The 12,802-nt window shown below is 65.5% G+C and carries 9 protein-coding genes; 1 reads left to right on the top strand and 8 read right to left on the bottom strand.

Features of this window, described 5'->3' with window-relative positions:
• Nucleotides 1–56: 56 nt before the first annotated feature.
• From H8M03_RS01430 to speB, 3 genes are all read right to left on the bottom strand, one after another.
• Nucleotides 57–1,316, bottom strand: coding sequence for a M24 family metallopeptidase (locus tag H8M03_RS01430; RefSeq protein WP_187480008.1), 1,260 nt, complete (start codon nucleotides 1,314–1,316; stop codon nucleotides 57–59).
• Between the two features lie 64 nt (nucleotides 1,317–1,380).
• A complete protein-coding gene (locus H8M03_RS01425; RefSeq protein ID WP_187480007.1) occupies nucleotides 1,381–2,211 on the bottom strand; it encodes a class I SAM-dependent methyltransferase in 831 nt (276 codons plus the stop codon).
• A gap of 34 nt (nucleotides 2,212–2,245) precedes the next feature.
• Entirely contained in the window at nucleotides 2,246–3,052 is an 807-nt protein-coding gene (gene speB, locus H8M03_RS01420; RefSeq protein ID WP_222931888.1) for an agmatinase, read from the bottom strand.
• A gap of 85 nt (nucleotides 3,053–3,137) precedes the next feature.
• On the opposite strand from speB, the gene H8M03_RS01415 reads away from it, so the two are divergent.
• Nucleotides 3,138–4,412 (top strand): multidrug effflux MFS transporter, encoded by a 1,275-nt coding sequence (locus H8M03_RS01415; protein WP_222931887.1) that lies wholly within the window; start codon nucleotides 3,138–3,140, stop codon nucleotides 4,410–4,412.
• A 92-nt stretch (nucleotides 4,413–4,504) separates the two neighbouring features.
• On the opposite strand, the gene recA is transcribed toward H8M03_RS01415, so the two are convergent.
• From recA to H8M03_RS01390, 5 genes are all read right to left on the bottom strand, one after another.
• Complete coding sequence (recA, locus tag H8M03_RS01410; RefSeq protein WP_187480004.1) at nucleotides 4,505–5,581, bottom strand: recombinase RecA; 1,077 nt, start codon at nucleotides 5,579–5,581, stop codon at nucleotides 4,505–4,507.
• Between the two features lie 110 nt (nucleotides 5,582–5,691).
• Nucleotides 5,692–7,719, bottom strand: a complete 2,028-nt coding sequence (locus H8M03_RS01405) for an Ig-like domain-containing protein (protein WP_187480003.1) — start codon at nucleotides 7,717–7,719, stop codon at nucleotides 5,692–5,694.
• A gap of 157 nt (nucleotides 7,720–7,876) precedes the next feature.
• Nucleotides 7,877–8,242, bottom strand: a complete 366-nt coding sequence (locus tag H8M03_RS01400) for a response regulator (RefSeq protein WP_187480002.1) — start codon at nucleotides 8,240–8,242, stop codon at nucleotides 7,877–7,879.
• A gap of 40 nt (nucleotides 8,243–8,282) precedes the next feature.
• Complete coding sequence (locus H8M03_RS01395) at nucleotides 8,283–10,616, bottom strand: hybrid sensor histidine kinase/response regulator (protein ID WP_187480894.1); 2,334 nt, start codon at nucleotides 10,614–10,616, stop codon at nucleotides 8,283–8,285.
• A gap of 67 nt (nucleotides 10,617–10,683) precedes the next feature.
• Complete coding sequence (locus H8M03_RS01390) at nucleotides 10,684–12,750, bottom strand: M13 family metallopeptidase (protein ID WP_187480001.1); 2,067 nt, start codon at nucleotides 12,748–12,750, stop codon at nucleotides 10,684–10,686.
• Nucleotides 12,751–12,802 lie beyond the last annotated feature (52 nt).

Below are 12,802 nucleotides of genomic sequence, written 5' to 3'. Positions count from 1 at the left end.
TCCCCCTATTGCCTCAGGCAGCGGCTTTGCGGAGCGCGCCGCGCGGTGTCAAATGCTCAGCCGAACGGCTGGTCGATCGACGGCGGCGGCTGCGTGAACCAGCGCGGCCCCGTTGCGGTCATGTGGAAGCAATCCTCCAGCCGGATGCCGAACTTGCCCGGAAGGTAGATGCCGGGCTCGTTGGAAAAGCACATGCCCGGCGCCAGCGGGGTGGCTTCGCCATGGACCAGATTGATCGGTTCATGGCCTTCCATGCCGATGCCGTGACCCGTGCGATGCGACGTGCCGGGCAGCTTGTAGCGCGGGCCATAGCCCCAGCTTTCGTACGCGCTGCGGACCGCGTCATCGACCGAACCGGCGGGCGCGCCGACCTTGGCCGCCGCCATCGCGATGTCCATGCCGCGGCGCATCTGGTCCCACACCTTGCGCTGTTCGACCGACGGGTCGGCGCCGAACACGAAGGTGCGCGAAATATCGGACTGATAACCGTGCACATCGCAGCCGCAGTCGAGCAGCACGACTTCGCCCTTGCGGACGTGCTGCGGCTTGCCGGAGCCGTGCGGATAGGCGGCCGCTTCGCCCAGCAAGATCAGCCCGCCATCGGTCTTTCCGCCCAACGCGGTGACCGCGGCGACGTAAAGTCTGTCGATTTCGGCGGGAGTCATCCCCTCGCGAATCTGCGGCGCGATAGTTCGATAGGCGCTTAGCGTGATGTCGGCCGCCGCCTGCATCAGCGCCAGTTCCGCGGGCGTCTTGATCATGCGCAGCGCCCGGACCGCCGGATTGGCGCTAACGATGTTGGCCGCGGGCAATGCTTGCCGCAGGCGGTCGGCGATGAAGAAGCGATTGGTCTCTTCGAACCCGATGGGGGCGCCGGCCACGCCCTTTTCACGGAGGAAGTCGGCGACGAGTTTCAGCGGCTCTTCATCCTCCTGCCAGGTGCGAACCTCGGCCGGGACCGCAAGCATCTCGCGGATAGTCGGACCTTCGAAAAACGGGGTGACGACGATCGGGTCGCCCTGCGCCGGGATGACGACGGCGGTCAGCCGTTCGGAGCGCCACCACTGGATGCCGGTAAAGTAATCGAGGCTCGGCCCAGATTCGATCAGCACGGCACCGATCCCGCTGGACGCCATCAGCGCCTGCGCCCGTCCGATCCGCGCCAGCCGCTCGGCGCGGGTGATTGGCGGCGGCAGGGCCATCGGCGCCGCTTGTTCGGTAATCGCCGCGGCGGCGCGCCCGGTCAGCGCCGACAGCGCCGCCGATGCCGCGCCGGCCGCGAGAAACGTGCGGCGATGAAAATGAAGCTGGCGCATGACTGTCCCCCCTTGGAAATGCGGCAGGCCGACCTTGGCACGGCGGCGCCCGGCGGGCCAGCCGTCAGGCGGCGGTGGCAGTCCAGATCCACGCCGAGGCGGGAAAAACCACGCTATCGCCCTTCCCATGTTTTTCGACCACCGCGCGGACGCGGGCGACCGCTTCGGGATCGCGCTCGCCGCCGGGCGCGTTCAGCACCCGCGCGGCCGGTCCGATGTCGAGCAGGAACCGCATCGCTTCGTCGGCGGCCTGCGGGCCGCTTCCCGCGACATAGTCGAAATCGAGCCTGGCCGGCTCGGCTCCGGCCCATCCGGATTGCTTGAGCAGCTTTTCGACATAGTCCGGGTCGGCGAAAGCAAAGGCGCCCGGGCCTTTTTCCGGAGCTTCCGCCTTTGTGCCGAGGGCCGCGGCGGAGAGTTCGGCCGCCCACGGATTGGCGGACCATTCGCGAAAGCAGGAGAAGACCAGGCTGGCGGTGTCGCGGGCCGATCGGCGAAGGGTCGCGAAGGCCGCTTTCGGTTCGTCGAAGAACATCACGCCGTGGCGGGAGAAGATGAGGTCGAACGGACCATGATCGCGCGCCGCCTTCGACGCGTCCTCCTGCACGAACCGCAGGTTGGGGACGTCCTCGCTGCGCTGGTTGGCGATGGCAATGAGCGACGCGGACAGATCGCACCCCAGGATTTCGGCGTTGGGCCGCTCCGCCGCCAGGGCCAGCGACGTCGTGCCGGGTCCGCAGCCGACATCGAGCGCGCGGATCGGGCCGATCGGCGCCGCCTTGGCGACCGCGCGGTCAAGCGCATCGCCGACCTTGGCCAGCGCCTGGTCGGTACTGTGCCAATGTTCGGCCCAGGCATCGCCGCCCTGGCCGGCCCAATCAGGCGACTGGGTCATGACCGGCGTTCCGCCAGGCGGATTGAATGGACGATCATTGGCTGTCTCCCCTGGCGGCCAGAGCGGCCAATTCCTTGACGAACTTGGCGGCGACGACGGCGGTCATGCCGTTGATGTCGCGTTGCGGATTATATTCGACCACGTCGGCGCCGACGATGCGCGATTGCACGCGGTGCAGCACGGACAGGATTTCGCGAACGGACAGGCCGCCGGGTTCGTGATGCGACACGCCCGGCGCATAGGCCGGGTCGAGCGCGTCGATATCGATACTGATGTAGAGCGGGCCATGCGGGATCGGCACGGCGGCGGCGGCGAAGTCGGCCGCGGCGACGATTTCCACGCCGAACCGGGCCGCCTGCTCCCGGCAATGGGCATTGAGCGTACGGATACCGACCTGCACCAGCCGGGTCGCCATTCCACCCTCCATGATCCGCGCGAAGGGCGAAGCGTGGCTGAGCGGATCGCCTTCGAAATCGTCGTACAGGTCCGGATGGGCATCGAAATGAAGGATCTGAACCGGCCCCAGCGCATCGGCGATGCCGGCGACGACGGGATAGGTGACCATGTGATCGCCGCCGAGAAAGATCGGCACCTTGCCCGCCGCGGCTGCCTCGCGTGCGCTCATTCGAATGCGATCGAAATCCCCCTCGCCCTCGTCGAGCGCAAGATCGCCACCGTCTTCGACGCACAGGTCGACGTCGAGGTCGATGCCGCTTTCGGACGAGCGGTTCCAGTGATCGGAGCCCAGCGCCTGGCGGATCAACGCCGGGGCCGCGGCCGGTCCGCGCAGGTACGACGAGTGGCTGTCGGTCGGCAATCCAGTCAGTGATACGGTCCGCACCGCAAGCTCCTTCGCGCCTGTGAGCCATAGTCCTTGCACGTTGGACCCCAATCGGCCAGCAGCCGCTGCTCCACGCGAGGGACCGATGCTGAACAGCGCACCAAAGGATGGCAAGACGGTTCCCGGGACGGGCGAGACGATCGCCCTGCTCGCTGGGCTAATGGCGCTCAACGCCTTCGCCATCGACGTGATGATCCCGGCGCTGCCCGACATCGGCGAGTCGCTGGGCGTCACCGAAGACAATCGCCGGCAACTGATCGTCGTCGCCTACATGATCGGCTTCGGGTCGACGCAGCTGATCTGGGGGCCACTGGCCGACCGTTTCGGGCGCAAGCCGGTGCTGGCCGTCGGGATCATCCTGTACGGGCTTTTTTCCCTGCTGTGCGCCTTTGCCTGGACCTTCCCGCTGCTGATCGCGGGCCGTGCGGCGATGGGAGCTTCGGCGGCCGTCACCCGCGTGCTGGTGGTGTCGGTGGTACGCGACCTGTTCGAAGGTGAAGCGATGGCGCGGATCATGAGCCTGGTGTTCATGACCTTCATGGTCGTGCCGGTGCTGGCCCCGTCGGTCGGCCAGGCCATCCTTTTGGTCGGTGATTGGCCGTGGATCTTCCTGTTGCTGGCAATCTACGCGCTCGTCATGCTGGTCTGGTCGTCGATCCGGCTGCCCGAGACCCTGCATCCCGATTACCGCCGCTCGCTGAACTGGCGCGACATCCTCGCCGCGACCGCGACCGTGATCCGGGAACCGCAGTCACGCGGCTACACGCTCGCGCTGACGGCCAGCTTCGGCATCCTCATCGCCTACATCTCCTCAATCCAGCAGATCGTGTTCGACGTCTACGGCGCCCCGGGGGCGATCGGGCTGGTGTTCGGCGGCATCGCCGCGCCGATGGCGCTGGCGTCCTGGGCCAACAGCCGCGTGGTCGGGCGCTACGGCCTGCGCCGCGTCGGCCATTCGGCGGCGCTGGTGCTGGCGGTCCTCACCACCGCCCACGCACTGGTCGGCTATTTCGTCGCCGAGAACCTGTGGCTGTTCGTCGCCCTGCAGTCGCTGACGATGGTCTGCTTCGCCTTCACCTCATCCAACCTCAGCACGCTGGCGATGGAGCATATGGCGCCGATCGCCGGCACGGCCTCGTCGGTGCAGGGCATGACCGGCACCATCTTCGCGGCGCTGATCGGCTTTGCCATCGGCCAGGCATTCGACGGCACGACCGCGCCATTCCTGTGGGGCACGGCCATTTGCGGCTTGGTGTCCTTCCTGCTTGTTCTCGCGACCGAGCCCAGGAAACTGTTCGCGCCGATCCGAGTCGACACCGCGGCGACCATCCCGCCGGCGATCCCCGAAGACCTGTGTTGAGCGAAGAATGAAAAGGCCGGCGGACGGGATGCCATGCATCCACGAGCCGCCGCCCCTTCAGTCGTTGAACGCCGCCGGTCGCGGCCGGATTGTCAGTCGTCGGCGTCTTCGGGATCCGGACCCGCCATCAGCGCCTCGCCGACCTCGTCCGTGCGACCGCGCACCGCATTTTCGATGCGCTGCGCCATCTCCGGATTGTCCCTGAGATACTGTTTAGAGTTCTCACGGCCCTGTCCGATGCGGACGCTGTCGTAGCTGAACCAGGCCCCGGATTTCTCGACGATCCCGGCCTTGACGCCAAGGTCGAGGATCTCGCCGACCTTGGACACGCCCTCGCCGTACATGATGTCGAATTCGACCTGCTTGAACGGCGGCGCGACCTTGTTCTTGACCACCTTCACGCGGGTGGTGTTGCCGACGATATCGTCGCGGTCCTTGATTTGGCCGATGCGGCGGATGTCGAGACGAACCGACGCGTAGAATTTCAGCGCGTTGCCGCCGGTCGTGGTTTCCGGGTTGCCGTACATCACGCCGATCTTCATCCGCAGCTGGTTGATGAAGATGACCATGCAGCGTGACCGGCTGATCGAGCCGGTGAGCTTGCGCAGCGATTGCGACATGAGCCGCGCCTGCAGGCCGACATGGCTGTCGCCCATCTCGCCCTCGATCTCGGCACGGGGGACGAGCGCAGCGACCGAGTCGACGACGAGGATATCGACCGCGTTGGAGCGGACCAGCGTATCGACGATTTCAAGCGCCTGTTCGCCGGTATCGGGCTGCGACACGATCAGTTCGTCGATATCCACGCCCAGCTTCTTGGCATAGACCGGGTCGAGCGCATGTTCGGCGTCGACGAAGGCGGCCGTACCGCCGTTCTTCTGCGCCTCGGCAATGGTGTGCAGCGCAAGCGTCGTCTTGCCCGAGCTTTCCGGACCGTAGATTTCGATCACCCGGCCGCGCGGCAGGCCGCCGACCCCAAGCGCGATGTCGAGGCCCAGGCTGCCGGTGGAAATCGTGTCGATCTCGATCTTTTCACGGCTGCCCAGCTTCATCGCCGAGCCCTTGCCGAATGCGCGATCGATTTGTGCAAGCGCCGCTTCGAGCGCCTTTTGCCGGTCCATGCTGGGAGTATCCAATCCGCTTTTGATGACTTTGAGCTGCGCTGCCATGGTGTTCACCCTTTCGTCAATGCCGACCCTGGGACGACCGAGCAATGTCCCGCGATGGCGACTCTGTACCGCGTTTGTTCACGCGGAACAAGTAGGGAACGAAAGCGTCGCTAGATGATGAAATCTCCTGCCTGGAAAGCGTGCGTTCCGTCCACCCGGATGGCGAAGTCGGCCGTGCCGTCGCCGTCGGTGTCGCCGAACACGTAGGTGTTGGCGCCGATCTGTTCGTAGCGCAGCTCGCCGGCGTTCTGGGTGAACGCGCCGGTCCCGATGAACGTGAAGGGATCATTCTCCGCGGTACTGGTGTCGGCATCCATGCTCACCAGGATACGGTCGCCCTGCGCACGGCTGAAGTCGAGGATGCGGTCCGCCGTTCTCGGCGTCGCACCGCTGTGCGTTTCCATCGCGAAGACGAAATAGTCCGCCCCGCTGCCGCCAGCCATGACGTCCAGTCCAGCGCCGCCATCGATCCAGTCGGAGGCGTTGCCGCCATTGAGGGTGTCGTTGCCGTCGCCGCCGAGCAGGCGGTCGTCGCCCCCGCCGCCGTTGAGTGCGTCGTCGCCGTCCCATCCCGTCAGCACGTTGGCCGCGGCGTTGCCGAGGATGAAGTTGGCAAGGTCGTTACCGGTACCGTCGATCATGTTCGTGCCGGTCAGACGCAGGTCCTCGACATTGTCGGTCAAGGTGTAGCTGATCGATGCCAGCACTGCGTCGCGCCCGTGGTCCGCGGTCTCGACGATCAGATCGCCGGGATTGTCCACGACGAACGTATCGTTGCCCCCCTCCCCTTGCAGGGTATCCGCGCCGGCGGCGCCGTTGAGCACGTTGTCCGCGTCGTTGCCGATCAGCACGTTGGCCTGGAAATTGCCGCTTCCGTTGATCGCGTAGGGGCCGGTCAGGATCAGCGTTTCGACGTTGAGCGGCATGCGGTAGCTCACGGATGAGCGGATCGTATCGCTGCCCGCGCCGTCTCGCTCCGACACGCGGTCATCGGCGTTGTCGACGTAATAGCTATCGTCGCCCGCGCCGCCGCGCATGATGTCCGCGCCGCCACCGCCGTCGAGCAGGTTGTTGCCGATGGTGCCGAAGAGTTGATTGTCGAGCCCGTTGCCGAACCCGTCGATGTTGCCGCCACCCGTCAGGATCAGGTCTTCCACATTGTCCGGGAGCGAGAAGGAGACCGTGGAGCGGATCGTGTCCGAACCCTCGTCCGGGTTCTCGTACACAACGTCGCCGGCGTTATCGAGGAGAAAGGTATCGTCGCCGGCAAGACCGTACATGGCGTCCGCGCCGATGCCGCCGTCAAGGACATCGTCGCCGCCCGTGCCGACCACCCTGTCACCTTCGCTATCGACCCCCGTCAGGCCGATCGCGACCGTGGCCGTGCTGCCGTTGGCGAGGGTGTAGGTGAAGGATGGAAGCCCGAAGTAATACGGGCTGCCTGAGTCCGGTCCGGGGATCGTCGCATAGGCTCCGTTCGGATCGTACGTGAACGTCCCGTCCGCGTTGACGGTCAGCAGCGAGCCATCGTCGAGCGTGATTTGCGTGCCGACGTAGGCCGCCTCTCCGTTCACCGCAGTGACCTGCAGAGCCGGACCGTCGGGATCGCTGTCCGGACCGTAGCCATTGTCATCGAAAACGTTGCCGGAGACGACAGAAGATTCGTCACCATAGAAACGATCGTCTTGGGCTACGGCCGGGTCGTCCTCGGCAAGCACATCAACGTAGTAAAATGCATTGTCGGAATTTAATTCCATATCATCGACATAGACCGACAAAGTCACGTTGTGATCCGTCAAAGCGTCGCCATCGATGTTATAATAATAAAGCGACCGAAGGATTGTCTCAAAGTCCTGGGTGGATGCAGAACGATTGGTGGAGTAAGTGAATGAACTGGAGTCGAGGTCAGCAAAACCGACATCCCTCCCGTCGATATACAGGTGCCCGTTGTCTGCAAGGGTCACATTTCCGCCGAGCCCAATACGATCCCCAGACGATTCTCCATAGAGAAGCACCTGTATGAACCTCAAATCGTTGTCAGGGTCTGTGATAGTGACAGCAGTATCAAAATACGCCGCCGTATCTCCTTCGCGGTACTCGTAATCTGGATAACCTTGCACGATCACCGGACTGCCCATCGCAATCTCCCACTCTACGCTACCCGCGGCCCCTTGCCAGGCGTTAGCCGACAACTATCCCAGTTTGATTCAATACAATAGGGCCTATCGTACCAGCGTTGCGCGGTGGATTGGCGGTCGTGACGACGGGCAACCGCGCTGGCGCGCGAAGCGCTGCTCAGGCGTTGATCGCGGCCTCGATCGCCGGGGTCAGGCGATCGACCGTGTAGGGCTTTTCAATCGTCGGCACGTTGGCGAATTCGGCGGGCGGCGGATCGACGTGGCCGCCGGTGGCGATGACGAACGGAATGCTTTCCTCGCGCAGCCGCTGGGCCACCGGCCAGGCGGTTTCGCCGCCGAGATTGACGTCGATGATGGCGACGTCGACATCGCCCTGCTTGGTCTCGTCGATGGCGTCGATCGCGCATTTGACGGTGTCGCAGGTGGTGTGGACCGTATGGCCGAGGGTTTCGAGGAAATCCTCGAGCATCATCGCGATCAGCGGTTCGTCTTCGACGACAAGGATCGAACGGGACACGGTCATAGGCCCCGCAAATACGGCGGGAATTCCGTCCGGCAAGAGTTTATTTTTCCGCGAGGGCCCGCCGCGCGGCTTCGGCAAGTTCCTGAACCGAGAAGGGTTTTGGCAAAAACGCGACATTGTCGAGGTCGATCGACTTGCGCAGCTGCTCCTCGGCATAGCCCGACATGAAGAGGATCGGCAGGTCGGGGCGCGACTTGCGCGCTTCGCGAACGGTGGTCGGCCCGTCCATGCCGGGCATGACCACGTCACTGATCATCAGCGCGATCTCGTCGCCGCGCTCGATCACCTCCAGCGCCTCTTCCCCGTTGCTTGCGCTGATCACCTTGTAACCGTGGCGGGTCAGCGCCCGCTCAGCCACCGCGCGAACCATCGGCTCGTCCTCGACCAGCAGGACGGTGCCGGTGCCCCACAGTTCGTGGACTTTTGGCTTGGCCGCGGCCGGGACCTTGCCGGCGTCGGCTTCGACCCGATGGACGGGCAGGTAGATGACGAAACGCGTCCCCTCCCCGACCTTGGAATCGGCGAAGATGAAGCCGCCCGATTGCTTGACGATGCCGTAGACCGTCGAGAGACCGAGGCCGGTGCCCTTGCCCACTTCCTTGGTGGTGAAGAAGGGTTCGAAAATCTTACCCAGCACGCTGGCCGGGATCCCGGCGCCGGTGTCGGTGACCGAGATGGCGCTGTAATGCGCAACCGGCAGGATGTCCGAGCCAAGTTCCGCGACCTGGTCGGCATGGACCGCGTAGGTCTGGATGGTCAGCGTGCCGCCGCCCTTGCCCGCCATCGCGTCGCGCGCGTTGACGGCCAGGTTGACGATGACCTGTTCGAGCTGGCCAGGGTCGGCGCGGACCGAGCCGAGGTTGCGGCCATGCTTGACCACCAGCTGCACGGTCTCGCCGAGCAGCCGCTTTAGCAAATGCGACACCTCCGCCACCACATCGGTCAGCTGCAACACCTGTGGACGCAACGTCTGCTGGCGCGAAAAGGCGAGCAGCTGGCGAGTCAGGCCGGCGGCCCGGTTGGAGTTCGACTTGATCTGCTGGATGTCGTCGAAATCGCTGTCCCCCGGCGTGTGCCGCATCAGCATCAGATCGCAATGACCGATGATCGCGGTGAGGATGTTGTTGAAGTCATGGGCGACGCCGCCGGCAAGCTGGCCGACCGCCTGCATCTTGGTCGCCTGCGCGACCTGCCGCTTAAGCTTGGCCTCCTCGCTATTATCCTTGAGCAGCAACAGCACCGCGGCGTCGCCGAGCCCGCGCAGGCCGGCGATGGTCAGCGCCACCGGCTCTTTCGGGCTCCGCGCCAGCCGCACCGCGATATCGCCCGACATGGCCGGACCGCGCGCATGGCGACGGACAGCGTCGGCAACCGCGGCCTTGTCTTCCTTCACCACCAGGTCGCCCGGATATACCGGCCGCGCGGTCTTCGTGCCCGACGCCTGGCGGAAGGCGTCGTTCATGGTCAGGAAGCGGCCGTCGCGATCGACCAGCGCAAGCCCGATCGGCAGGATGTCGAGCATCGCCTGCAGATGCTGCGACCCCGACAACGACGCCGTTTCCGCACTGTCGAACAGGTAGAAATAGGAATGGCCCTCGAAGCCCGGTGCTTCGAGCGGAATCTGGACCGCGCTCATCGACCGCCCGAGTTCGCCTTCGCAGCGCAGCCGGTAGCGTCCGTCCTCGGTGGTATCGACCAGGTCGGCGAGCGGCGACGGGCCTTTGGGCGTAGCACCGCCCAGGGCGCGCGATTCGAACAGGCTGTTCCACGCGACCAGATCGCCCTCGGCGCCGACAAAGGCCGCCAGCACCCCGGCATCGGCCAACCGCCGGCCCGCTTCGCCCCGCAACCGGTGCGCCGCCAGGCCGGCGGCATCGCGCGGGGCGGGCTTGAGGAAGCGCCACAGCAGCAAATCGTTGCGCGCTCCCACGCGCTCCACCTCCACCGCGAACCGATCCTTGCCGACTGCGATGCCGGTGGTGCAGCCGCCGCCGTCGCGCCACGCCATCGCCCGTGCCATCGACAATGCCTCGTCCGATTGCGGGTCGGCGGCGAGCGCCTGCGGCGGACGGTTCTCGAACCGCTCGCGATAGCCCGCGTTGGCGGCCAGCAGGACGCCTTCGCTGCTGGTCAGCGCGACGGCGTCAGGGGTGAGGCCGAGCGCCGTGCCGACGAGCGAAAAATCGGGCGCGGAGGTCACCTGCGAGAGGTCCGGCACCGCGACCGCCGACGGGCGGCGCAGCGCGAGCGCCGCGAGCGCCGCGCCGGCGACGACCAGGAACAGCAGCCCGGCAATCGGGCCTGCGGCCAGCCACAGGAGCGCGGCACCGGTCAGCACGGCGGCCGCGGCAATGCCGGGCACCAGCCACAGCATGCCGCCGTCGACCGGCCGTGCGTCGAGGACCGGAAGTTCCTGCTGGAGCATGGCTAGGCGGTCCCGCCTACCAGATGCGCACCCGTTGTTCCGGCGTCAGGTACAGGGTCTGCCCCGGCTGCACGGAGAAAGCGGGATACCAGGGGTCGAGGTTACGAACTACCGACGTCCGCTGTTCCGACGGCGAGTGCGGATCGGTGATCAACCGGTTGCGCAGATTTTCCTCGCGGTAGTTGCGCCGCCAGACCTGCGCCCAGCCAAGGTAGAAGCGCTGGTCGCCGGTAGTCCCGTCGATGACCGGAGCAGGCTGCCCGCCGAGCGTGTGCTGATAGGCGTCATAGGCCACGGTCAGGCCGGCGAGGTCGCCGATATTCTCGCCCAGCGTGAACGCGCCCTTGACGTTGGCGCCGGGGAAAATCTCGTACGCGTCATATTGTGCGACCAGCGACTTGGTCGCGGCTTCGAACGCCTTCTTGTCCGCCGCGGTCCACCATTCCTTGAGCCGACCTTGCTCGTCATATTTCGAACCCTGGTCGTCGAAATGGTGGCTGATTTCATGCCCGATCACGGCGCCGATGCCGCCATAATTGATTGCCGGATCGGCATTCGGGTCGAAGAACGGCGGTTGCAGGATCGATGCCGGGAAGACGATCTCCTGCATGCCGAAATTGGCATAGGCATTTACCGTCATCGGGGTCATGCCCCATTCCCACTTGCGGATCGGGCCACCGAGCTTCGACAGCGCATCGACATGCGCCCATTCGTTGGCGCGGACCATGTTGCCGAACGCATCGTCGCCACGGATCGTCAGCGCCGAATAGTCGTGCCACTGGTCGGGATAGCCGATCTTGGTGGTGAAATTGGCCAGCTTGGCGCGCGCCCGCGCCTTCGTTTCCGGCGCCATCCAGCTGAGCCCGTCGATCCGCCGGCCCATGGCCTCGACCACATTGCGGACCAGCGTGTCGGCCGCCGCCTTGGTTTCGGGCGGGAAATAGCGCTGGACGTAAATCTTGCTGACGTCATCCGACAAGGCGCCGGTGACGAAACCGACGCCGCGCTTCCACCGGACTTCCTGTTCCGGCGTGCCCGACAAAGCGGTGCCGTGGAAAGCGAAGGCCTCGCGGTCGATCGCGCTGGGCAGCACGGCGGAATAGGCATCGAGCGAACGCACCAGCATCTGGTCGCGAAGCACCTGCAACGGCGCGCGTGCGACAACCGCCGCGGTGCCGCGGACGGCGCTCGGCTGCAGCACGTTGACCTCGCTGGCCTCGATCCCGTCGAGCTTGAGGAAGCGGGTGAAGTCGAAACCCGGCGCCGACCGGTCGAACTCGGCGAGCTGGAACAGATTGTAGGTCTTGTCCGCATCGCGGCTGTCGACCTGCGTCCAATGGACCTTCGCGATGTCGGTTTCCATCGCCAAGATCGCCGCCGCGCGTTTGGCCGCATCGGTTTCGCCAGCCAGCGTCAGCATGTTGGTCAGATGCTTCAGGTAAGCGTCGCGCTTGGGCGCGATCTTGGGGTCCTTGGACAGATAATAATCGCGGTCCGGCATGCCGATGCCGCCCTGGACCAGGCTGGTGACATAGCGCGTCGGGTTCTTGTCGTCCTGGCCGATGTACAGCAGGAACGGGTTGGGAATGCCCATGCGATCGGCCTTGGCGTAGAGCGCGGGCAGATCGTCGCGGCTGTCGACCGCACGGATGTCGGCCAGCCACGGGTCGATGGGTGTCAGCCCCTTGGACTCGATGGCCGCCGTATCGAGAAAGGCGGTGTAGGCCTGCCCGATCTTGTTGTTGGGATCCTTGGCCGCTTCATCGACGATGGTGCGGGTGCGCTCCTTTGAAAGGTCGTCGAGCATGGTGAACATGCCGTAGTTCGACTTGTCGGCGGGGATCTGGGTCGCCTTGGCCCAGGTGCCGTTGGCATATTCGTAGAAATTGTTGCCCGGCAGCACCGTCGTGTTCATGCCCGCGGTGTCGAAGCCGAAAGTCCCGAGCTCGGGCTTCGGCGCGGGGGCGGCCGCCGGCGGGGCGGCCTCGACGACTTCGGCTGGCGGCGGGACCATAGGGACGGGCGTGGTGGCGCAGCCACCGAGCGCGGTGCCGGCGGCGAGAATGGCGATTAGCGAACGCATGTGGTGATCAACTCCCCAAGATTGTGGCGCCAGCTATAGGGCGTGCGGGCGA

Origin of the sequence: Sphingomonas sabuli (assembly GCF_014352855.1) — a bacterium.
GTDB classification, from domain to species: domain Bacteria; phylum Pseudomonadota; class Alphaproteobacteria; order Sphingomonadales; family Sphingomonadaceae; genus Sphingomicrobium; species Sphingomicrobium sabuli.
Note: the sequence above shows the minus strand (reverse complement) of the source record. Positions and strands in the feature narration are given on the sequence as shown.